Origin of the sequence: Actinomadura sp. J1-007, from assembly GCF_009793335.1 — a bacterium.
GTDB lineage: Bacteria > Actinomycetota > Actinomycetes > Streptosporangiales > Streptosporangiaceae > Spirillospora > Spirillospora yumaensis.
Genome location: NZ_WING01000002.1, coordinates 372,103 through 394,140 on the forward strand (window position 1 = coordinate 372,103; position 22,038 = coordinate 394,140).

20 protein-coding genes are annotated in these 22,038 nt (G+C 75.3%); 8 read left to right on the forward strand and 12 right to left on the reverse strand.

Annotated elements, in window-relative coordinates; translation table 11 throughout:
* The first annotated feature begins 430 nt into the window (after nt 1-430).
* On the forward strand, nt 431-1,558 hold the full coding sequence (hppD, locus tag GEV43_RS35695; protein WP_241684292.1) for a 4-hydroxyphenylpyruvate dioxygenase: 1,128 nt from the start codon (nt 431-433) through the stop codon (nt 1,556-1,558).
* A 172-nt stretch (nt 1,559-1,730) separates the two neighbouring features.
* On the opposite strand, the gene GEV43_RS35700 is transcribed toward hppD, so the two are convergent.
* A complete protein-coding gene (locus tag GEV43_RS35700) occupies nt 1,731-2,705 on the reverse strand; it encodes an NADP-dependent oxidoreductase (RefSeq protein WP_160825187.1) in 975 nt (324 codons plus the stop codon).
* Between the two features lie 123 nt (nt 2,706-2,828).
* On the opposite strand from GEV43_RS35700, the gene GEV43_RS35705 reads away from it, so the two are divergent.
* Both GEV43_RS35705 and GEV43_RS35710 read left to right on the forward strand, forming a co-directional pair.
* Nucleotides 2,829-3,446, forward strand: coding sequence for a TetR/AcrR family transcriptional regulator (locus GEV43_RS35705; protein ID WP_160825188.1), 618 nt, complete (start codon nt 2,829-2,831; stop codon nt 3,444-3,446).
* A 120-nt stretch (nt 3,447-3,566) separates the two neighbouring features.
* Nucleotides 3,567-5,159 carry an FAD-binding oxidoreductase gene (locus tag GEV43_RS35710; RefSeq protein WP_160825189.1) on the forward strand — a complete coding sequence of 531 codons (1,593 nt, stop codon included), beginning with the start codon at nt 3,567-3,569 and terminating at the stop codon, nt 5,157-5,159.
* Between the two features lie 58 nt (nt 5,160-5,217).
* Here GEV43_RS35710 and mgtA read toward each other — a convergent pair whose 3' ends face one another.
* Nucleotides 5,218-8,310 carry a magnesium-translocating P-type ATPase gene (gene mgtA, locus GEV43_RS35715; RefSeq protein WP_160825190.1) on the reverse strand — a complete coding sequence of 1,031 codons (3,093 nt, stop codon included), beginning with the start codon at nt 8,308-8,310 and terminating at the stop codon, nt 5,218-5,220.
* Between the two features lie 142 nt (nt 8,311-8,452).
* Between mgtA and GEV43_RS35720 the strand changes: the two genes are divergently transcribed.
* Nucleotides 8,453-9,733, forward strand: coding sequence for an LCP family protein (locus GEV43_RS35720; protein WP_160825191.1), 1,281 nt, complete (start codon nt 8,453-8,455; stop codon nt 9,731-9,733).
* Here the strand turns inward: GEV43_RS35720 and GEV43_RS52005 are convergent.
* Both GEV43_RS52005 and GEV43_RS52010 read right to left on the reverse strand, forming a co-directional pair.
* Nucleotides 9,651-10,073 carry an NAD(P)H-binding protein gene (locus GEV43_RS52005; RefSeq protein ID WP_309240110.1) on the reverse strand — a complete coding sequence of 141 codons (423 nt, stop codon included), beginning with the start codon at nt 10,071-10,073 and terminating at the stop codon, nt 9,651-9,653. The two genes, GEV43_RS35720 and GEV43_RS52005, sit on opposite strands and share 83 nt — an antisense overlap.
* 64 nt (nt 10,074-10,137) lie before the next feature.
* On the reverse strand, nt 10,138-10,329 hold the full coding sequence (locus GEV43_RS52010) for a hypothetical protein (RefSeq protein ID WP_241684157.1): 192 nt from the start codon (nt 10,327-10,329) through the stop codon (nt 10,138-10,140).
* Nucleotides 10,330-10,478: 149 nt separating this feature from the next.
* On the opposite strand from GEV43_RS52010, the gene GEV43_RS35730 reads away from it, so the two are divergent.
* Genes GEV43_RS35730 through GEV43_RS35735 form a run of 3 tightly spaced genes read left to right on the forward strand, consistent with a single transcriptional unit; the run spans nt 10,479 to nt 12,300 of the window.
* Nucleotides 10,479-11,183 (forward strand): HemK2/MTQ2 family protein methyltransferase, encoded by a 705-nt coding sequence (locus GEV43_RS35730; protein WP_309240111.1) that lies wholly within the window; start codon nt 10,479-10,481, stop codon nt 11,181-11,183.
* Between the two features lie 29 nt (nt 11,184-11,212).
* Nucleotides 11,213-11,584 (forward strand): hypothetical protein, encoded by a 372-nt coding sequence (locus GEV43_RS55440; RefSeq protein WP_309240112.1) that lies wholly within the window; start codon nt 11,213-11,215, stop codon nt 11,582-11,584.
* Nucleotides 11,581-12,300: an iron-containing redox enzyme family protein gene (locus GEV43_RS35735; RefSeq protein WP_309240113.1), complete on the forward strand. Its 720-nt coding sequence runs from the start codon at nt 11,581-11,583 to the stop codon at nt 12,298-12,300. The genes GEV43_RS55440 and GEV43_RS35735 overlap by 4 nt, the downstream gene beginning before the upstream one ends.
* A gap of 11 nt (nt 12,301-12,311) precedes the next feature.
* Here the strand turns inward: GEV43_RS35735 and GEV43_RS35740 are convergent, their stop codons facing one another.
* Nucleotides 12,312-12,566, reverse strand: a complete 255-nt coding sequence (locus GEV43_RS35740) for a CDGSH iron-sulfur domain-containing protein (protein ID WP_160825193.1) — start codon at nt 12,564-12,566, stop codon at nt 12,312-12,314.
* On the reverse strand, nt 12,566-13,615 hold the full coding sequence (locus GEV43_RS35745) for an NAD-dependent epimerase/dehydratase family protein (protein ID WP_160825194.1): 1,050 nt from the start codon (nt 13,613-13,615) through the stop codon (nt 12,566-12,568). The genes GEV43_RS35740 and GEV43_RS35745 overlap by 1 nt, the downstream gene beginning before the upstream one ends.
* Nucleotides 13,616-13,770: 155 nt before the next feature.
* On the opposite strand from GEV43_RS35745, the gene GEV43_RS35750 reads away from it, so the two are divergent.
* The gene (locus GEV43_RS35750; protein WP_160825195.1) at nt 13,771-15,288 is read left to right on the forward strand and encodes a carboxylesterase/lipase family protein; all 1,518 of its coding nucleotides are present in this window, start codon (nt 13,771-13,773) and stop codon (nt 15,286-15,288) included.
* A 35-nt stretch (nt 15,289-15,323) separates the two neighbouring features.
* On the opposite strand, the gene GEV43_RS35755 is transcribed toward GEV43_RS35750, so the two are convergent.
* The 6 genes from GEV43_RS35755 to GEV43_RS35780 form a co-directional block, all read right to left on the reverse strand.
* Entirely contained in the window at nt 15,324-15,932 is a 609-nt protein-coding gene (locus tag GEV43_RS35755) for a hypothetical protein (RefSeq protein ID WP_160825196.1), read from the reverse strand.
* Nucleotides 15,929-16,654, reverse strand: a complete 726-nt coding sequence (locus tag GEV43_RS35760; protein ID WP_160825197.1) for a P-loop NTPase fold protein — start codon at nt 16,652-16,654, stop codon at nt 15,929-15,931. The genes GEV43_RS35755 and GEV43_RS35760 overlap by 4 nt, the downstream gene beginning before the upstream one ends.
* Before the next feature lie 176 nt (nt 16,655-16,830).
* A complete protein-coding gene (locus GEV43_RS35765; RefSeq protein ID WP_309240114.1) occupies nt 16,831-17,370 on the reverse strand; it encodes a cyclase family protein in 540 nt (179 codons plus the stop codon).
* Between the two features lie 168 nt (nt 17,371-17,538).
* A complete protein-coding gene (locus GEV43_RS35770; RefSeq protein ID WP_160825198.1) occupies nt 17,539-18,840 on the reverse strand; it encodes an MFS transporter in 1,302 nt (433 codons plus the stop codon).
* Nucleotides 18,841-18,948: 108 nt separating this feature from the next.
* On the reverse strand, nt 18,949-19,959 hold the full coding sequence (locus tag GEV43_RS35775) for an NAD(P)-dependent oxidoreductase (RefSeq protein WP_160825199.1): 1,011 nt from the start codon (nt 19,957-19,959) through the stop codon (nt 18,949-18,951).
* Between the two features lie 320 nt (nt 19,960-20,279).
* The gene (locus GEV43_RS35780) at nt 20,280-21,512 is read right to left on the reverse strand and encodes a DegT/DnrJ/EryC1/StrS aminotransferase family protein (protein WP_160825200.1); all 1,233 of its coding nucleotides are present in this window, start codon (nt 21,510-21,512) and stop codon (nt 20,280-20,282) included.
* Nucleotides 21,513-22,038: the final 526 nt, after the last annotated feature.

Sequence of the window (22,038 nt, forward strand, 5' to 3'; positions counted from 1 at the left end):
CGGCGCGTTCCTCACTGGTAGGGACCGTTGGCGGCGCGCGCGCCGCGGTCTCCCCGCCCGCGGGGGCGGAGGCGGCGGGCCCCACCGCCGCGGCCCCGGTGACCGGGACCGTGATCCATCGTAGCCGCCGCCCGGCACGCGCCCCAGCCCGCGGTCGGGGGCGGCGACGTGTCCCCCGGAACGGAAATCGTGTGGTCACTCTGTATAGAGGTCCGCCGATAACGATGGACAAGTTGAGCAGTGTGCCCAGCCGTTCGGCGGACTGTTGCACAGGGGAGCGGGTCTCGGTTGTGATCTGCCCGACGGGCGGTGCCCGCCCGACGGAGGCAGCGGTGCGAGTGAGGAGCCGAGCGTGAGCATCGAGCAGACCCTGACCAGCCAGGAACGCCTGGCCGAGCTGGACCTGAAGCAGCTCCGGCAGCTCGTGGGCCTGGTCGCCTACGACGACACGACCGACCCGTTCCCGGTCACCGGCTGGGACGCGGTGGTGTGGGTCGTCGGCAACGCCACCCAGGCGGCGCACTACTACCAGTCCGCGTACGGGATGGAGCTGGTCGCGTACTCGGGGCCGGAGACCGGCAACCGCGACCACCACGCGTACGTGCTGCGCAGCGGCGCGATCCGGTTCGTCCTCAAGGGCGCGGTGGACCCGGCCAGCCCGCTGGTCGACACCCACCGCAGGCACGGCGACGGCATCACCGACATCGCGCTGGAGGTCCCGGACGTCGACCGGTGCATCGCGCACGCGCGCTCCGAGGGCGCCACGATCGTCGAGGAGCCGCACGACGTCACCGACGAGCACGGCACGGTGCGGCTCGCGGCGATCGCCGCGTACGGCGAGACGGTGCACACGCTGGTCGACCGCTCCCAGTACCGCGGCCCGTACCTGCCCGGGTACGTCGAGCGGACGTCGAGCCACACCAAGCGGCCCGGAGCGCCGAAGCGCGTGTTCCAGGCGCTCGACCACGTCGTCGGCAACGTCGAGCTCGGCAAGATGGACGAGTGGGTCGCGTTCTACAACCGCGTCATGGGCTTCACCAACATGGCCGAGTTCGTGGGCGACGACATCGCCACCGAGTACTCCGCGCTGATGAGCAAGGTCGTCGCGAGCGGCAACCACCGGGTGAAGTTCCCGCTGAACGAGCCGGCGGCCGGCAAGAAGAAGTCGCAGATCGACGAGTACCTGGAGTTCTACCAGGGGCCGGGCGCCCAGCACCTCGCGCTCGCGACCAACGACATCCTCGCCTCCGTCGACGCGCTGCGCGCCGAGGGCGTCGAGTTCCTCGCCACGCCCGACTCCTACTACGAGGATCCGGAGCTGCGCGCCCGCATCGGCGAGGTCCGCGTGCCGATCTCCGAGCTCCAGAAGCGCGGCATCCTGGTGGACCGCGACGAGGACGGCTACCTCCTCCAGATCTTCACCAAGCCCGTCGGCGACCGCCCGACGGTGTTCTTCGAGCTCATCGAGCGGCACGGGTCGCTCGGCTTCGGCAAGGGCAACTTCCAGGCCCTGTTCGAGGCGATCGAGCGCGAGCAGGCCCGCCGCGGCAACTTCTGACCGGACGGCCGGAGAACGGCGCCGTTCGCCCCCGGCGCCGTTCCCCGGTTCCCCCGCGCGGGCCGCTCGTTCGCCGGTCGCGCTCCGCTCGTCCCGTTCCCCGGCGCCGCCGCCCGGATCCCACACTCGTTCGGCGGCGCCGGTCCCTTTCTCCCGGTCCGCGCGCGGCGGGTCAGGGGAGGACGACCAGCTTGCCGGCCGTGTGCCGGGTGGCCAGGTCCGCGTACGCCCGGACGGCGTCGTCCAGGGCGTACGTGCGGACCGGGGGCGGCGGGAGCGTCCCGTCGAGCGCCTTGGCCGCGAGCGCGTCCAGGTCGCCGGGCCGCGCGTCGGTGAGGACGATCCGCACGTCGTCGCGCTCGGGCGCGGGGAACGCGATCGTCAGCACCCTCCCGCCCGGCCGTACGGCTCGGGCCGCCTCCAGCACGTCGTCCCCGCGCAGCACGAGGTTGATCAGGGTGTCCACGCCGTCCGGGCGCCGTTCCAGGACGGCTTCGGCCGTGTCCGCCGCGCGGTAGTCGATCACCTCCGCCGCGCCGAGCCCCCGCACGTGCTCCCCGTCGCCGCCGGCCGCGGTCGCGATCACGTGGGCGCCCGTCGCGGCCAGCAGCGGGACCGCCGCCGTGCCCACCCCGCCGGACGCGCCGACGACCAGGACCGTCCGGCCGGGGCCGAACGCGTCCGCGCGGACGAGCGGGAGCGCGGTCAGCCCGGCGGTGGGCAGCGTCGCGGCGCGGACCGGGTCCAGCCCGGCGGGACGGAGGGCGAGGGCGGGGGCGTCCGCCTCGAACACGGCGTACTCCGCGACGGTCCCGGTGGTCAGCGACGGCGGCGAGGACACGAGCGCCGCCGCGGCCGCGGCCGGCCGCGGCATGCCGAGCCCGAACACCTCGTCCCCGGCGGCGAACCGCGTCACGCCCGGACCGGCCTCGGCCACCGTCCCGGCGAAGTCGTTCCCCGGGACGTGCGGGAACTCCAGTGGCGCGGACGCCCGCTCGGCCCCGCTCAGCATCCGCAGGTCGGCGGGGTTGAGCGAAGCCGCGCGCACCCGTACGAGGATCTGCCCCGGCCCCGGGCGCGGCGCCGGGACGTCCTCCACCGCCAGCACCTCGTGCGTGCCGTACTCCCTCGCCACCACGGCCTTCATCGCGTCCTCCCGCGCTCGGCGGACCGGCCGGCCTTTAAGCGGACCGGACGGTCAGGTTAGGTTTCGCGGCGACGCTAGCACACAACCTGACCGGCCGGTCCGGTTGTTGGTAGGGTGGCGGCCATGACCGCCACGTCCGGGCTGCGCGCCGACGCCGCGCGCAACCGCCGGCTGCTGCTGGACGCCGCCGCCGCCGAGTTCGCCGAGCACGGCGCGGACGTGTCGATCTCCCGCATCGCGGCCCGCGCCGGGATCGGCAAGGGCACGGTCTTCCGGCACTTCGCCACCAAGGAGCGCCTGCTCGCCGCGGTCTTCAACGACCGGATCGAGGACCTGATCGCGACGGGCCGGCGGCTGCTGGAGGCCGCCGATCCGCGCGCCGCGCTGCTGGAGTTCATGGTCGCGGGGGCCGGGCTGCGGATCGGCGACCGCTCCCTGTGCCAGTCCGCCGCGTCGATCGCGCGCACCGAGGCCGACGTGCGCGACGCCACGCTGCGCCTCGCCGAGGTCGCCGAGGCCCTGACCGCGCGGGCCCGCGAGACGCGGGCCGTCCGCGCCGACGTCACCGGGCACGACATCGTCCTGCTGGTCGGGGCCGTCTCCCAGGCCACCGCGCCGCTGGGCGACGCCGTACCCGGGCTGTGGCGCCGCTACCTGCACCTGATGTTCGCCGGGCTGGACCCGTCCGTCGAGACGCCGCTGCCCGTCCCGCCGCCGGTGCCCGCCGACTTCGCGCCCTGACGGGCGGCGCGGGCCGGTCCCGTCCGGGGTGCTGGCTCCACCCCGCGAGTGGTGCTGGGCCGACTGTCCGCGCGGAGACCGCGACCTACGTTGAGGGCCGTCCCCCAACGAGGAGCCGCGATGAGCGAGTTCAGCAGAAGGAACGTCTTGCGAGGCGGCCTGGCCGTGACGGCGGCCGGAGCCGCCGTGCCCGCACTCGGCGCGGGACCGGCGGCGGCCGGGACGCCCTGGCCCCCGCCGCCCGGACCCGCCAAGGTCGGACGCGGCGACCCGCGCCACGCGTCGCTGGCGGAGCGCGGCTACAACCGGCGCTTCGTCGGCGCGCCCGAGCACGTGTGGGTGGTCGGCACGACCGCGCACGTCGTACGGGCCGTCCAGGAGGCCGTGGACGGCGGACGGCGCGTCACCGTCCGCAGCGGCGGGCACGGCTTCGAGGGCTTCGTCGCCGACCCGGCCGTGGAGGTCGTGATCGACACCTCCGCCATGACGGGCGTCTACCACGACCCCGCGCGGCGGGCGTTCGCCGTCGAGCCGGGCGCGCTGCTGGGCGACGTCTACCGCAGGCTCTACCTCGGCTGGGGCGTGACGGTCCCGGCGGGCTGGTGCCCGACCGTCGGCGCGGGAGGGCACGTCGCGGGCGGCGGGTTCGGCCCGCTGTCGCGGCTGATGGGCCTCGCCGTCGACCATCTGGAGGCCGTCGAGGTGGTCGTCGTCGGCCGGGACGGCAGGGCGCGCGCCGTCGTCGCGTCCCGGGACGGCGCGAACCGCGACCTGTGGTGGGCGCACACCGGCGGCGGCGCGGGCACGTTCGGGATCGTCACCCGGTACTGGTTCCGCACGCCCGGCGCGCGGGGCGACGACCCGGCCGGGCTCCTGCCCGCGCCGCCGCCGACCGTGCTGAGCTTCAGCGTCGAGTGGGACTGGGCGAAGCTCGACGCGACGTCGTTCGCGCGGCTGGTGCGCAACCACGGCGCGTGGGCCGAACGCAACGGCGGCCCCGACTCGCCGTACACCAGGCTCTACAGCGAACTCCAGCTCAACCGGCGCCCGCTCGGGTCGGTCGGCATGATCGGCCAGGTCGCGGCGGGAGCCGACGCCGAACGGCTCCTGGACGGGCACCTTGAGGCGGTCAACGAGGGCGTCCCGGTGCGGCCCGTCCGGAGGCTGCGGCGGCAGCCGTGGCTGGCCGCCGCGCTCGCGGGCTCCCCGGGCGACCCGGGCCCGGTCTACCGCCTCAAGGTCAAGTCCGGATACCTGCGCAGGCGCCTGACCGACGCGCAGATCGGCGTGCTGCACCACCACCTCACCCGGACCGACTACGACCATCCGGGCGGGAGCCTGAGCCTCTACACGTTCGGCGGCAAGGTCAACACGGTGGCGCCGGACGCGACCGCCGCGCCCCACCGCGACACCGTCCTGAAGCTGTTCTACATCAACGGCTGGGAGGACCCGAAGGACGACGCCAAGCACATCGGCTGGCTGCGGGAGCTGTACCGCGACCTGTACGCGGACACCGGCGGCGTCCCGGCGGCGGGCGACGGCGCGTTCATCAACTACCCGGACGTCGATCTCGCCGACCCCGCCCTGAACAAGGGCGCGTCCTGGCAGCGGCTCTACTTCCGGGACAACTACGCCAGGCTCCAGCAGGTCAAGGCGCGATGGGACCCGCGGAACGTGTTCCACCACGCCCTGTCGGTACGGCCCGCCGCGTAGCCGGGAGCCCCGCCGCGGCCGGCACGGGGGCGGTCGCGGCGGCCCGCTACAGCCGGTGCTACAGCCAGCGCCGGAACAGGCGCAGGTACAGGCGGCGCATCAGGACGGTGGCCAGGGCGTAGCCGGCGAGGACGGCCGCCAGCACGGGCAGGAGCCCGGCGGGGAGCGGGCGCAGGCCGATCGCCGCGCCGAGCGGCGAGAACGGCAGCAGCAGCCCGGTGAGGCTGAGCGCGACCGCCGCGAGCACGACGGGCCGCGCGGGCCGCGGGGAGCCGCGCCGCCGCCCGCGCCCGCGCAGCAGCAGGATCGCCACCGCCTGCGTGAGCAGGTTCTCGGCGAACCAGCCGGTGTGGAACAGCGCCTCGCGCGGCCCGTCGCCGTACCCCTGGAGCGCCCACCACAGCAGCCCGAACGTGGCGAGGTCGAACACCGCGCCGATCAGCCCGAAGAACGCCACGAACCGCGCCAGGTCCCGGACGTCGAACGTGCGGGGCCCGGCGAGGCCGGCGCGGTCCACGCGGTCGTAGGCCAGCGAGAGCTGGGACAGGTCGAAGACCAGGTTCTGCGCCAGCACCTGGAGCGGCAGCAGCGGCATGAACGGCAGCAGCGCGCTCGCGGCGAGCATCGACGCGACGTTGCCGACGTTCGAGGTCACCGCGATCTTGATGTAGGTGACGCCCGCGCCGAACGTGCGCCGCCCCCCGGTGATGGCCCGTTCCAGCGCCCGCAGGTCCTTGCGCAGCAGGATCACGTCGGCCGACTCGCGGGCGAGGTCGACGGCCCCGGTCACGGAGATCCCGACGTCGGCCGCGCGCAGCGCCGGGGCGTCGTTGACGCCGTCGCCGAGGAACCCGACGGTGCGCCCGGCCCGTTGCAGCGCGGCGACGATCCGGGCCTTCGCCCGCGGGTCCACCCGCGCGAAGATCAGCGTGGTGGCCGGGTCGGCCGCGGCGACCAGGTCGCGCAGCGCACCGTCGTCCAGCGCGGCCAGCTCCGCGCCGAGCACCGTCCGGCCGGGGACGCGGCCCGCGTCGCGGCAGGTGCGGCGCGCGGCCAGGGGGTGGTCGCCGGTGACGATCACGTGCCGGACCCCGAGCCGCGCGAGGCCCGCCAGCGCCCCGGCGGCGGACGGGTCGGGCTCGTCGTGGAACCCGACGAAGCCGAGCAGGGTGAGGCCGCGCTCGTCGGCGGGGCCGGGGCCGCGCCCGGACGGGGGCCGTTCGGCGGTCGCGACGGCGAGCAGCCGGATCCCGTCCGCGGCCCGGCCGTCCGCGAGCGCGCGCAGCCGGTCCCGCTCGCCCGCGCCGAGCGGGGCCGTCCCGCCGGGCAGCCGCACGCGCTCGCACAGCTCCAGCACGTCCTCGACGGCGCCCTTGGTCACGACGACCTCGCACCCGAGGCGGTCGCGCGGCCGGACGACCACGGTGGCGCGGCGCCGGGCGGAGTCGAACGGGACCGCGCCGACGCCCCGCACGTCCTCGTAGGGGTCGCCGGCGGCCCCGTCGGCGGCGAGGAGGGCCTCGTCGATGGTGTCGCCGGCCGCCTCGGGGGCGAGCTCGGCTGACCAGAGCGCGTTGACGCGCGCCCAGTACAGGACGCCGGCGTCGGGGTCGCCGAGCGGGTCGACGTGGCAGGCGAGGGTGATCCGGTCGAGCGTGAGCGTGCCGGTCTTGTCGGTGCACAGCGTGTCCATCGCGCCGAGGTTGTGGACGGCGGGCAGCCGCCGCGCGAGCACGTGCCCGCGGGCGAGGACCGCCGCCCCGCGCGCCAGCGCGGTCGTGACGACCAGCGGCAGCATCTCGGGCGTGATCGCCACGGCGGTCGACACCGCGAACAGCAGCGCGTGCGACCAGCTCCCGCGGTCGATCCCGTTGAGGGCGAACACGACCGGGACGGCGGCGAGCACCGCGCCGAGCAGCGCCCACGACACCGCCCGCACGCCCCGGTCGAACGTCGTCGCCGGGGCCCGGCGGGGCAGGTCGCGGTGGGTGGCGCCGAAGTAGGTCCGGGAGCCGGTCGCGACGGCGACGGCCGTGCCGGTGCCGCCGACGACGCTCGTTCCCATCAGGCACAGCTCGCGCCGTTCGAACAGGCCGGGCCGCTCGCCGGCCGGCGCGCCGCCGGTCCCGGTCCACGCGGCGCGCTTGCCCGCGGGCGGCGACTCCCCGGTGAACGCGGCCTGGTTGACCCGCAGGTCGGACGAGCTCAGCAGCCGCAGGTCGGCCGGCGCCATGTCGCCCGGCCCGAGCAGGACGACATCGCCCGCGACGACCTGGTCGACCGGCACCTCCCGGGCCGCCGGGGCCGCGCCGGGCTCGGCGCGCCGCAGCACCGTCGCGGTCGCCGTGGTGAGGGCCCGCAGCCGCGCGGCGGCGAGGTCGGAGCGGTGCTCCTGCCGGAACCGCAGCAGGCAGCTCAGCACCGCGACCAGCGCGATGAGCACGGCGCCGCGCGGGTCCCCGGTCACCGCCGACACCAGGCTGAGGCCGGCGAGCACGAGCACGAACGGGTCGGTCGCGGTCCGCGCGAGGCGGGCGAGGTGCGCGGCGGCGCGCCGGACGGCCCCGGGCACGAGCGGCCTCGCGCCGTCGCGCGGCAGCCGCCGTTCGGCCTCCCGCTCGTCCAGGCCCTTGGCCGAGCTCTCCAGCCGCCGCAGCACGGTCAGCGGGGAGGCGTCGGCGAACGCGGTCAGCCGCTCCCGGACGGCCGGGGCGGACGGGTCGTCCGGCGCGTCCGGTCCCGGCGGCGCGCCGTCCGGCGGGCGGGCGGCGGCGAGCGGGAGCAGGTCAGGCGCCGGCGCCACGGCTGCGCCCGGACCGTCCGCCGCGCCCCGCAGGAGGGCGATCATCTGGCGGACGATGGCGACGACGTGCGGGTCGTCGACGACGTAGTACTGGTGCCGCCCGTCGCGGCGGGAGCGGACGAGCCCGGCGAGCTTCAGCTTGGCCAGGTGCTGGCTGACGGCGGCGACCGTGCCGCCGATCTCCTCGGCCAGGGAGCCGACGTCGCGCTCGCCGTGGGACAGGATCCACACGATGTGCAGCCGCGTGGTGGCGGCGAGCATCCCGAACCTGCCCGCGGCCTCCTGGAGCAGCGCCGGAGTGAGCCGCCCGGGCGCTCCGGCCGCGGCGCTCTCGCGGTCGATCACCATTGCCTCCGTTCGTCCCGGCGGGGACGGGACCCGCCGCCCCCGCGCGAGGGTACCGCCGTTCGAGGCACCGGCTAATATTTGCTCAATTGCTTGAGTGTTTGACAGTATGCTCGGCCGCGCAACGAGGGGGGTCGTCGGAGCGATGAGCAGCAAGCCCGCGGACACGGGCGGCGGACGGCGCGAGGACGGCGGAGCGGGGCGCCGCGGAGGCCGGGGCCGCCGCCTCCTCGGCTGGCTGTCGATGGGCCTGGCGGCCGTGCTGGTGGTGGGGAGCCTCACCGCGTACGGGTTCTACTGGCGGCTCCAGCACAACATCCGCCACGAGGACACCGACGGCCTGATCGGCGGCCACCGGCCGAAGCGGCTCAACGGCGCGCTCAACATCCTGATGCTCGGCACCGACGGCCGGGACGGCGCGAACGCCCGGTACGGGCCCGCGATGAAGGACGGCACGGCGCGTTCGGACACCATGGTCCTGCTGCACCTGTCGCGCGGCGGCGGGCGGGCGACGGGGGTCAGCCTCCCGCGCGACCTGATGGTCCCGATCCCCGCGTGCGCCCGGCCGGACGGCGGGAGGTCGGCGCCCGTCCCGGCCGGGATGCTCAACTCCTCGTTCACCCTCGGCGGCGCGTCCTGCGCGGTCAAGACCGTCGAGGGATTCGCCGGCGTCAGGATCGACCACTTCCTGCAAGTCGACTTCACCGGCTTCAAGAGCGTCACCGAGGCGGTCGGCGGGGTGGAGGTCTGCCTGCCGCGGGACGTGGACGACCGCGACTCCAAGCTGCGGCTCGGTCGCGGCCGGCACGTGGTCAAGGGGGAGACCGCGCTGGCGTACGTCCGCAACCGGCACGGGCTCGGGGACGGCTCCGACCTCCAGCGGATCGAGCGGCAGCAGCGGTTCATGGGCGCGCTCGCCGCCAAGGTCCTCAGCGCCGGGACGCTCTCGGACCCGCGGCGGCTGCTGTCGCTGGCCGAGGCCGGGACGAGGTCGCTGACCACCGACAAGGGCCTCGACCTCGGCACCATGATGCGGATCGCGCAGGGGATGCGGGGCCTCACGGCCGGAAGGCTGCGCTTCGTGACCGTACCGGTCGCGCCCTACCCGGCCGACCCCAACCGCGTCGCGCTGCGCCGCCCGGACGGCGACCGCTTCTTCGCCGCGCTCCGCGCCGACGCCATGGCGGACGATCCCGCCCCGAGCGCGTCCCCGGCCCCGGCGGCGGGCGGCAACGGGCCGCCGCGCCGGGCCGGGCCCGCACCCTCGACGGCGCCGGCGCACCCGGCCCCACGGGAACGGCCTCCGCGGGCATCCGCGCCGACGCCGACGCCTGCGCCGGCCGCTAGGGCCTGGCGGGGGCGGGGGCGGCGACCGCGCGGACGGCCCTGTCGATCGGCGTCGCGCCCTCCGTCACCTCGACGGTGAGGCCGCGGGCGCCGGTGACGGGCAGCAGCGCGGCGATCAGCTCGGCGACGTCGTCCCGCGACACCGCGCCGTGCGGGCCGTCGCTCGGCGGCGGCTCGGCGGCCAGCGAGACGGTGCCGCTGCCCGGGGCGTCGGTCAGCAGGCCGGGGCGGACGATCGTCCAGTCGAGGTCGCGCCGGCGCAGGTCGTCCTCGGCCCTGGTCTTGGCGTTGAGGTAGTCGGCCAGCGCGTGGTCCGGCTCGTACAGCCGCCCGGCGCCGGTCGAGGAGACCTGCACGAGCCGCCCGACCTCGGCGCGCTGCGCGGCCTCGCCCACCTTGACCGACCCGCCCCGGTCCACAGCGTCGGTGCGGACGGGGTCGGCCGCCCCGGCCCGGCGGCGAAGACGACGGCGTCGGCGCCCCTCAGCAGGCCCTCGATCTCGTCCACCGAGGCGCGCTCCAGGTCGCACACCACCCGCGCGCGCCCGCGCTCTCCAGGTCGGGGATCCCCGCCCGGTCGCGGACCAGGCCCTCCGCCCGGTCGCCGCGCCCGGCGAGCACCCGTTCCAGCTTCCGCGCGATCCTGCCGTGCCCGCCCGCGATGACGACCCGCATCGTCCCTCCTCTGTTGGATGTCGCGTTAATCACTCTATGTGATCCTTCGGATGCCATTCGGAGTGGGGGTGGCGGGGTTCGGGCGCCTCAGCAGTCCGTTAGCAGGATGTTTGGCCGTTTTGTCGGGGGTAGAGGGGTTCATGTTCTTGATGAGGCCCCCGGGGGTCTACCGGCCTCAGGGCGATACCGAACTGCTGTGCGAGGCGCTGGAACGGTCGGGCGCGCTGCCCGGCGCCCGCGTCCTGGACGTGGGCACCGGAACGGGAGCGGTCGCGCTCGCGGCGGCGCGCGGCGGCGCCGCGCGCGTCACCGCGATCGACGTCTCGGCGCGCGCCCTGCTCACCGCGCGGTTCAACGCGTTCCTGCGCGGGGTGCGGATCAACGCCTGCCTCGGCGACCTGTTCGGGCCCGTGGCGGGCGAGGCGTTCGACGTCGTCCTCGCCAACCCGCCCTACGTGCTGAGCGGCGGGAACGGCGCGATCGTGCGCGGCTCCGCGCGCGCCTGGGACGGCGGGACGGACGGCCGCACGGTCCTCGACCGCGTCTGCGCCGACGCCCCCGCCCACCTCGCGCCGGGCGGGACGCTGCTGCTCGTCCACTCCGCGCTCAGCGGGGTGCGCGAGACCCTGCGGTCGCTGCGCGCGGGGGGACTGCGCGCGGCCGTGGTCGCCCGCAGGCCCGAGCCGTTCGGGCCGGTCATGCGCGCGCAGGCCGCGCTGCTGGAGGCCAGGCGGGTGATCGAGCCGGGCCAGCGCCACGAGGACCTCGTCGTCATCCGCGCCGACCGCGTTCCGACGGGGTCCGGCGCGCACCCGCCGGACGACGGGCGGCGGATCGCGGCCGTGGAGGGGTAGGGGAAGCGCGTGCGCCGAGAGGAGAGACCATGACCGCCCAGGACACGCGCGCGGCGCGGACGGAACGGCCCGCCGCCGCGCGCCCGGCACGGCGGGACGGGCCCGGCGGCGGCGAGCCGCCCCTGCCGCGTCCCCGCGGGCCGCTCTCCGAGACCGTGGTGGAGGCGCTGCGCGTCCCGCCGGGACGGGCGGCGCCCCGGACGCGAGCCTGGACGGGGCCGACCCGTTCGGCGGCGACCTCCAGCTCGCCCTGCACACCTGCTACGAGCTGCACTACCGGGGGATCGCGGGGGTCGATCCCGAGTGGGAGTGGAATCCCGGCCTGCTGGCGTTCCGGGCCCGCCTGGAGGGCGCCTTCCTCGGCGCGCTGCGCGACGGCGTCCAGGGCGGCGACGACGTGACGGCCGCGCTGGACGCGCTGCTGGTCGAGGACGTGGACGCGCGCGGCGTCTCCCACCACCTCAAGGACGCCGGCGAGTGGTGGCAGGCGCGCGAGTACTTCGCGCAGCGTTCCATCTACCACCTCAAGGAGGCCGACCCGCACGCCTGGGTGATCCCGCGCCTCCAGGGGCAGGCCAAGGCGTCCCTGGTCGCGGTCGAGTTCGACGAGTACGGCGGGGGACGGGGCGCGCGGCTGCACAGCCGCCTGTTCGCCGACCTGCTGGAGGGCGCGGGGCTCGACAGCGGTTACCTGGCGTACCTCGACGCCGTCCCGGCCGAGGCGCTCGCGCCGGTCGCGATGATGTCGCTGTTCGGCCTGCACCGGTCGCTGCGCGCCGCCCTGGTCGGGCACTTCGCCGCGGCCGAGATCACCACCGCGCCGAGCGCGCGGCGCATCGCGGCGGCCCTCGAACGGCTCGGCGCCGCGCCCGAGTGCCTGCTGTTCTTCACCGAGCACATCGAGGCCGACGCCGTCCACGAGCAGGTCCTGCGGCGCGACGTCGTCGGCGACCTGCTCGCCCGCGAGCCGGAGCTGGCCGCCGACGTGGTCTTCGGCGTGCAGGCGACCGAGCTGCTGGAGGAACGCCTCGGACGCCGCCTCCTCACCCACTGGGAACGGGGCGCGACCTCGCTCCTGACCCCGCTGCCCGACGCCCCCGGCGTCGCGGTGCTCTGACTCGCGGGCGTTCAGTCCGAGCCCTTCTTCGAGGAACGGACCTTGCCGCGGTGGCTGGTGTCGCAGAACGGGAACCGGCGGCTGCGGCGGCACGTGCACAGCGCCACCATGAAGCGGTCGGAGGCCACCGTGGTCCCGTCCTCCATGGTGATCTCCAGGGGCCCCTCGACCAGGATCGGGCCCCCGTCCTCGATCACCACGCGCCGGGCGTCCGCCGACGCCGCCTTCGTTCCGGTGGCTTCGGGCTCCGCGTGCCGTTCCGCCATCAGGGCTTGCCTCCCACACCCGTGGTGAACTCTCGGGCGCGCATCGGGCCGCCGGTGTCCGGGGACAGCGGCGGCGTCGCCATCCCGCTGCCCTCGCGCAGCCCCTCCAGGAACTCCGCGAGCGCGTCGCGGGCCGTGTGCTCGGGCGTCCAGCCGAGCTCGTTCCGGGCCCGGGACGTGTCCATGATCGGGACCCGCAGCGCCAGGTCCAGCAGCTGCGGCGACGCCGGGACGAGCCGCAGCAGCCAGGCCAGCCCGAGCGCGGCGCGCAGCCCGCCCACCGGGACGCGCACCGTTCGGGCGCCGAGCAGGTCCGCCAGCACGGCGGGGTCCACGACGGGGTCGGCCGCCAGGTTGAACGGGCCGCGCACGTCCCGGGTGGCGGCCAGCCGGTACGCCTCGCCCGCGTCCGCCGCGTGCAGCGCCTGGAACCGCAGGCCGGGCACGTCCGGGACGACGGGGATCAGCCCCGGCCGCACGATCCGGCCCGGGACGAGCGGCCCCGCGAACAGCCTGCGCTGCTGGCTCGCCGTCTCCTTGCGGAAGATGAATCCGGGCCGCATCCGCACCACCCGCCGGTCGGGGTGCTCGGCCTCGAACGTGTCGAGGAGCCGTTCGACGTACGCCTTCTCCCGGCCGTACGCCGCCGTCGGCCATCCGTGCGTGGGCCACGACTCGTCCACCGCGCGGTCCTTCGGGCCGGGGGAGTAGGCCCCGACGGACGAGGCGTACACCAGCGCCGGGACGCCGGCCTCGGCGACCGCCTTGAACACCCGGGAACTGCCCTGGGCGTTGACCCGCCACGTCACCGACGGGTCGTGGGTCGGCTGGAACAGCCACGCCAGGTGGACGACGGCGTCCGCGCCGCGCATCAGCGGCACGAGGTCGGAGCGCGCCACGTCGGCGGCGGCCCACTCGGTCTTGGCGATCTCCCATTCCGGGCCGCGCCGGGCGACCCCGAGGATCGAGGTCACCTCCGGGTCCGCGCTGAGCGCGCGGATGGCGGCGGTACCGACGTTGCCGGTCCCCCCGATGACGACGATCCGCATGCCGCTGCCTCCTCGTTCCGTGCGATCGGGGCCGTCCCGCGCCCGGTGGGGCACTTCGGACGGCCGCCCGTACGGTCGCCCCTTCCCGGGCAAGACGGATTCATGCACGTCAACCGGGCTGTCCCGGGCGTACCGGGGATCGCTAGGCTGCGCGCATGGCCGCCCCCGGAAGACGCCGCAGCCCCACGGAACGGGCCGCCGGCGGCCTCGACGTCGCCACCGCCGACGGCGTGGTGCGCGGACGGCGTCGGGACGGGCTGCTCACCTGGCGCGGCATCCCCTACGCCGCGCCGCCCGTCGAGCCGCTGCGCTTCCGGGCCCCGCAGCCCGTCGAGCCGTGGAAGGGCGTGCGCGAGGCCGCCGAGTTCGGGCCGTCCGCCCCGCAGCGGCGGCGCGCGGCGTGCGGCGAGGACTGCCTGACCGTGAACGTGACGGCCCCGGCCGAGCCCTCGGCGGGCCCGCGGCCCGTCCTGGTGTTCGTCCACGGCGGCGCGTACGTGGCGGGCTCGTCGGCGGCGCCGCTGTACGCGGGCGACCGCCTCGTCCGCCGGGGCGGCATCGTCTACGTCTCGTTCAACTACCGGCTCGGCGCGCTCGGCTACCTCGACTTCCGCGACCACTCCACGCCCCGCGCGGCGTTCGACTCCAACCTCGGCCTCCGCGACCAGATCGCCGCGCTGCGGTGGGTGCGGCGCAACATCGCCGCGTTCGGCGGCGACCCCGGGAACGTCACGCTCGCCGGGCAGTCGTCGGGCGGGAACGCGGTCACCACGCTGATGTGCGTCCCGTCCGCGCGGGGGCTGTTCGCGCGGGCGATCGCCCAGAGCCCCCCCGCCGCGTCGGTGTACGGGGCGGAACGGGCCCGCCCGTGGGCGCGGCAGTTCCTCGGCGTCCTCGGCGCGCGTCCGGGGGAGGAGGCCGAGGCGCTGATGTCCGCGCCCGCCGAGGCGCTCGTCGCCGCCGAGCACACCCTGACGCGGCGCAACGCCGACGCCGAGCCCGGCACCCGCGCCACCGCGCCCCTCCACGGCGACGACGTGCTGCCCCGCTACCCGCTCGACGTGTTCGCGGACGGGGCGGCGCACCCCGTGCCGCTCCTCATCGGCACCACCGCGCACGAGGGGCGGATGTTCCCGCTGCTGCTCGACATCCTCCCGACCGACCGGGCCCGGATCGAGAAGATGTTCAACGGGACCGACCCCGAGGTGAAGGCCCGCGCCCTCGCCGCCTACCCCGGGTACCCCGGCCGCCGCGCCGCCGCCGACCTCGGCGGCGACATCGTGTTCTGGGAGCCGTCGGTGCTCTGCGCGCAGGGCCACGCCCCGCACGCCCCCACCTACGCCTACCGGTACGACTACGCCCCGCGCCTGCTCGACTTGACCGGCATGCGCGCCACCCACGGCACCGACCTGCTCGCGCTGTTCGGAGCCGGGGACGGCCGCGCCGGGCGCGCCGCGACGCTGCTCGGCGGCCGGGCCGGGCTGCGCGCCGTGACCCGCACCGTCCAGGACCACTGGCTGGCCTTCGTCCGGGACGGCGCGCCGGGGCCGTCATGGCCCGCGTACACCGCGCGCCGCCGCGAGACGCTGATCATCGACGAGGCGTCCCGCGTGGTGGACGACCCCAACGCCGAACGCCGCCGCGCCTGGATCGGCTACCGCCACCGCCGCTAGCCGCGCCCCGCCGGGCGTTCCGCGCCCCGGCCCCGCTACGCGGGCTGGGGCGGCGCGACGGACGACTGCTCGTCCGGCAGGGGCCCGGCGGCCCGGTGCAGGGTGCTGAACAGGCGTACGACCTCGTCCGGGCCCGGCGCGGGCGGATGCTCGTACCGGCCGCCGGGACGGGTGTCCAGGAGGCTCATCAGCGCCGCGTCGTCCGCGAACGGGCGCAGGTACGGGGGGAGCTGGCTGAGGGCCAGGTCGCGGCCGCCGCCGGGACGCGCCATGTCGCCGCCCGCACGCTCCAGGAGCTGCCACGCCTCGGGATGCTGCGTGAGGGTGCGGAAGAACGCGCGGTGCTGGCCGCGGATGATGAGCAGCTCGGCGAGCTGGAGCTGCTTCCAGTGCGGGTCCTGCCCTCCGGTGGCGGTCTCCGCCGGGCCGGTGTCCCAGCCGAGCGCGGCCACCGCGAGGTTCAGCACGTTGACGAAGCGCTTGACGCGCCGGGGGTTGGTGCCGAGCCCGACCCGCACCAGCTCCCAGAACGCCTCGTTGCCGCCCAGCCCCTCCACGTACGGCGCGAGCGTCGCCCGGAGCGTCGCGAACTCGACGTCGGGCAGGAAGAACGGAAGCTGGACGATCTTCTCCAGGTAGTTCATCCCCGAGATCGCCTCCTCGGGGCGCCCTTCAGGTCGACGCCGAACTTGTTCGTCGCGACCGCCGCCAGCACGTCCACGTCCAGCGCGAGGACGAACACGCAGCGCGCGTGCCCGACGAACAGCTTCAGCGACTCCAGGACGGTCATCGCGGCCTCGGGCGTGCAGCGGTCCAGGTCGTCCACGAAGACCACGAGCCGGCCCTCCGGCCCGACGAACTCCTCGACCGCCTCGGCGAACTCGTCCTCGAACGTGTTGACCTGGCTGTACTCGTCGGCGTCGTTCTGCGCGAAGGTGTCGAGGAGCTCGTTGACGTGCTCGGGGCGCACGATGCCCGCCGTCGCGAGCGTCGCCGCGCTGCCGAGCCCGGCGCGCAGCGACAGCCAGGTCGCCGCCCGCGCCAGCCGGCCGGCCTTCTCGCGGAGCCGCTCCTCCTTCTTCAGCTCGCCGAGGATCGTGTGCAGCAGCGCCGCCCACACCTCGACCTTCCGGTCGTACTTCCACGGGTTGAACCGCACCTGCCGGTTCCGCGGCTGCTCGGCGAGCAGGTCGCTCCACATGCCGAGGAAGCTCGACTTGCCGGTGCCCCACGCGCCGAAGACGCCGACGGTCAGCGGCAGCGGGCGCGCCTGCGCGACCGCCGCGTCGAGCTGCTCCACGAAGGGGCGGAACCCGTACGCGTCCTCGTGGAGGAAGGCGAGCGGGTTGTCGGTCAGCGGAATCACATGAGCCCCCTGCGTCGGACGGTTACCCGGCCCGATTATCGGGCCGGTCCGCCAGGGGGCGGGCGCCGGACGGGCGAAGTGCCCGCTTCCGGACACGGCCCGTCCTCCGCCCGCGTGCCGCCCGCGTGCGCCTGGGTCGCTGGGCGTCCCGCCCGGCCGCCGCGCGGAACGGCGCGTCAGCCGATGCGGGCGACGGCGCGGACCGGGGAGCCGTCGCCGCTCCGCAGCCGCAGCGGCAGGAGCGACACCTCGATCGGCGAGCCGTCCTCCTGGGCGTCCAGCAGCGTGCCGAGCCCGGTCAGGTTCTCGGCGATGACCGCGTGGGCGTGGCACAGGATCCGGTGCGCGGGGAAGTCGTCCGCCGGGGTGGGATCGACGCTGAGCGCGTCGATCCCCACCGTGCGGACCCCCGCCTCGACCAGGAACGCCGCGGCCTCCGCCGTCAGGTGCGGGTGCGCCGCGTACCGCCCGGTGCCCCAGTGCCCCGACCAGCCCGTCGCCACGAGCACGATCGCGCCCGGCCGCGCCCGCCCCTCGAACAGGGACGGGCGGAGCGGCGCGCGCGGCGGCAGGCCCCGCGCGTCCACGACGACCGCCCGCCCGACGAAGCGCTCCAGCGGCAGGTCCTCCAGCGCCGGGAGCGAGTCGTCCACGTGGAACGGGGCGTCCACGTGCGTGCCGGTGTGGGAGCCCAGGGACAGCCGCGCGACGTTCACGCCGTCGGCGGCGACCGTGAGGGCCGGGCACGCGCTGACCTCGGGTCGCCCGGATACACCGGCATCCCCGACGCGATCGGTACCGACAGATCGACGATCCGCACGGGCCCCGCCCCCCTTCCGGTCATGCCGCCGCCGGCGGCCACTGAACGCTACAACGCCCCGCGGTCAGCGCTTCCGCGTCCCGGACCCGTTGGACGACGGGTGCCCGGGCGGCGCCTGCGGCCCGGCGGGCGCGGGCCGGGCCGGGACGGCCCGCAGCCGCGGCGCGAGGCACACCATGACCGTCGTCAGCACCAGGAACAGCAGCATCGCCGCGCGCAGCCCCGTCGTCTGCGCGACCGCGCCGACGATCGGCGGCCCGGCGAGGAACCCGACGTACCCGACCGTGGAGACCGCGGCGATCGACGGGCCGGGGGCCCGGTGCGGCTGCCGCGCCGCGTGGCTGAACGTCACCGGGATGATCGCGGCCAGGCCGAGCCCGATCAGCGCGTACGCCGCCAGGCCCGCCGTCGGGGTCGGCACCGCGACGGCGAGGGCCGACCCGGTCGAGGCGAGCAGCCCGCAGGCCAGCACGAACCGGTCGGGGCCGAGGTGGGCCTGGATCCGGTCCGCGGCGAGCCGGCCGACGACCATCCCCGCCGAGAACACCGAGAACCCGGTGGCCGCCGTGCTCTTCGAGGTCTCCGCCACGTCGTGCAGGTAGACGGTGCTCCAGTCGTTCATCATGCCCTCGCCCATCAGCGCGCAGAACGCGATGAGGCCCGGGGCGAACAGCCGCCGGTCGGGCAGCGCGAGGGTCAGGCCCGCGGCGTCCCCGGACGGGACGTCCGGCAGCAGGAACACCGTCGCGACCGCGAGGACGAACGACAGCACCACGACGGTCAGCAGGAAGTGCGACCGCACGCTGACGCCGAGGTCGGCCGCCACCCCGCCGAACGCCGCGCCGACGACGCCGCCGAGGCTGAACATCGCGTGGAAGCTGCCCATGAGCGGGCGGGCGTAGGCCCGCTCCACCAAGGCGCCCTGGGTGTTCATCGCGACGTCCAGGGTGCTGTTGCCGATCGCGAAGACCGCCAGCACCGCCGCCAGCCACACCAGCCCGGGGGCCAGCGCGATCAGCGGCAGCGCCGCGAGGTACAGGGCGGCGCCGGTCAGCACCCGCCGGCTGCCCCACCGGGCCACCAGCATCCCGGCGAGCGGGAGCCCCGCGAACGCGGCGGCGGCGAGCCCGGTGAGCGCCACCGACAGGCCGCCCGGCGACAGGCCGAGCCCCTCGCGGATGGCGGGCACCCGTGCGGCCCAGGTGGCGAACGTCGCTCCGTTCACGAAGAACACCGCGCCGACGGCGGCCCGCGCCGCCCGCTTGCGCGCGGTGGGCAGCGCCTCATACGTCCTGGCCGTACGGCCAGCGACAGAAGCGTTCGCGTCTACGGTGCGCGCGCCGGCTTCACGCTCGCTTCTGCGCACAGTCCCTCCTTGTGGGTCGGGTGAGGTGGAGACGGGCGGGGGCCCGGCCGCGCGGGGTCGCCGGCGGCCGGGGCCCGGCGGCGGCCCGCGCCGCCGCCGGGGCCGCGCCTACGCCCGCTCGGCGTGCTCGCGGCGGAACGCGACCGTCACGGTCGGCAGCTCGGGGAACGGCCCGAGCAGGTCCGCGAGGTCCTTCAGGCCCTTCTCCAGCGGGACGCTCGGCTGGTAGCCGATGCCGCGCAGCTTGGCGATGTCGGCCACCAGCCGGAAGCTGTCGTCCAGCACCGAGGTGTCGGCCTGGAGCCGCGCCGGCCTGCCGGTGGCGTCGGCGACCGCGTCGGCGAGGCCGCGCATGGACACCTCGGTCCCGCTGCCGATGTTGTAGATCTCGCCGGGCTCGCCCGCGTCGCCGAGCGCGATCAGCGCCCGGCACACGTCGGTGACGTGCACGAAGTCGCGGGTCTTGCGGTCGACGTCGCCGACGACGGGGATCGGCAGCTCGTTGAGCTGCCAGCGCAGGAACTGCGAGACCTCCCCGCCGGCGGTGCGCGGGTCCTCGCCGGGCCCCCACACCACGAACGAGCGGCCGATCATCACCGGCAGGTCGAACGCCTCGTGCAGGCTGAGCAGCGTCAGCTCGCCCGAGCGCTTGGACGCGCCGTACGGCAGGAACGGGGCGGTCGGATGCTTCTCGTTCATCGGGAAGTGCCGGGGCGTCCCGTACACGATCGCCGAGGACATGTGCACGAGCCGGCGGACGCCGAGCTCCACGCAGGCGTTGCCGACGTTGCACGTCCCGAGCCCGTTGATCTGGAAGTCGAACCGCGGGTACTCGACGGACAGGGTGCCGCTGGCGTTCCCGGCGAGGTGGTAGACGGTGTCGACGCCGCGCAGCGCGAGCAGCGTCTCGCCGTAGTCGCGCAGGTCGGCGCGCCGGTGCTGGACGCCCGGCAGGTCGGCCAGGGCCTTCGGGGGCTTGGCGAGGTCGACGATGACGACGTTCTTGCCGAGGTCGGTCAGCGCGGCGACCAGATGGCCGCCGACGAAGCCGGACCCTCCGGTGACGGCGACCGTGTCGCGGTCGTCCTGGGTGGTGGGTCCGAGGGGGTTGCTGCCCATGGTGAGACTCCGTTGTCGTGTGTCCCGGCGTGCGGGCACGGGGGTTGGACGGAGCGAGGCGATGCGCGCGCTCCGCGGGGGCGTCCGGGCACATGGGCGTGCCGGAACGCCTGAAGGGGGCGGTGAGGGGGTGTCTCGGGGAAGACTCGGCGGACGGGGCGGAGCTGGTCGGGACGCCGCCCGGCGCGTCCCCGCGCGTCAGCGGGGCGGTCCGGGGCGTCTCGTGGACGTCTCGGCGGTCGACGCGCCCGCCGCGCGGGGCGAAGGCGGGCCCGGGGCCCGGTGGCGCGCCGGCCGAGAGGGCGACTCCGCGCGTCCGGTCAGGCGGTGCCGCTCAGCGCGGCGACCCCGCGGCGGACGGCGCCGATCATGTGCTCGATCTGCGCGTCGGTCAGGTGGTCGTAGATGGGAAGCTGGATCTGGTGCTCGAAGTAGGTCTTCTCGGCGACCGGGCACTCGCCGTAGCGATGGCCGAGCGCCCGGAACTCCGGCAGCAGGTGGATCGGGAAGTACCGGATGACGATCTCGATGCCCTCCTCTTCTTGCAGGTGCTTGATGAAGTCGTCCTTGGGCGCGCCGACGGTCTCCGGCTGGTAGAAGAGCGTGTACAGGTGGTACACGTGGCGCGCGTACGGCTTCTCGTGCTGGATCCCGATGCCGGGCACGCCGGAGACGCCCGCGTCGATGCGGTGCGCGATCTCGCGCCGGCGGTCGTTCAGCCGGTCGAGCCTGCCGAGCTGGACGATCCCGAGGGCCGCGCTCAGCTCGCTCATCCGGTAGTTGTTGCCGACGAGGTAGCGCCCGTCGACGTAGTCGTGGGTGTAGGACCGCAGGACGTGCGCGTCCTTGTAGTAGGCGGGCTGGCGGTACGGGCCGATGGCGGGGTCCTCGCGCTCGCGCATCTCGCCGTAGTTGTGGATCGTCCCGAGCGCGCGCGCCATCTCGGCGTAGCGGTCGTCGCCGGTGACGAACGCGCCGCCCTCGCCGGTGGTCATGTTCTTCAGCGAGTGGAAGCTGAAGCAGCCGATGTCGCCGATGGTGCCGAGGGAGCGGCCCTTGTAGGTGCCGCCCGCGACGTGCGCGCAGTCCTCCACGACGGTGAGGCCGTGCCGGCGCGCGATCTCCATGACCGGGTCCATGTCGACGGCCTGGCCGCCGTAGTGCACGACCCAGATCGACTTGGTCCGCTCGGTGATGAGCGGCTCGATGGTGGCCGGGTCGATGTTGAGGCTGTCGGGGTCGATGTCGGCGAACTTGACGACGCAGCCGCGCGCCTGGAGCGGCCAGGTCGTCACCCAGAACGTCTGCGGGGTGGTGATCACCTCGTCTCCGGGCCGCAGCTCCAGGACCTGGGCGGCGAGGAACAGCGCGGTCGTGCAGGAGCTGGTCGCCTTGACGTGGCGGGCGCCGAGCGCCTCGGCGAACCGCTCCTCGAACTCCGCGCCGCTCGGCCCCATCGCCAGGGTGTCCTGGCCCAGCGCCTGGGTCACCGCCTTGATCTCTTCGTCGCCCAGTCTGTTGGAGATCCCGCTGTAGGGGACTTGGTACGCCATGCGACGCTCCGCTCTCTCGATCTCGTGGATGTGCCGGGCCGCGTCACGCGCGGTCGTCTTGGCTCTCCGGTAACCCGCTCTCCAGAGCATCTCCGCTACCGGACCCGCGAAGGGTAAATTAGAATTAAAGTTGCGGCAGAGGGGATCTACCTGTTTGCTGGATCCCGGCCGTCTGTCAAGTTGATGGTAATTGAGTATTACCTCGGCACGGTACCGACTGCGGGGAAGAAAATAGTAACCCGATCTCGATGTCCACCTTAATGCGCTGCGTTCCCGCTGTATTTTCATCTTTTATTTAAGTGTTGGCCGATTGTGGGCGGCTTTTTCCTGATTTGACGGCGCGGATTTCCCGGGCACCCTCCACCAAGCCCGACATGTCGGCCGTACCCGCGGAACGGCCCGCCGCACCGCCCCCGTCGGGGCCGCTCCAGGCCCCGGCCACGGCACGGCAACGCGCCGCGCCGTACGGCAAAGACCCGCCCGTCGCGAGGAGATGGGTCCGCCATGGAGCACCGCCCGCCGGTTC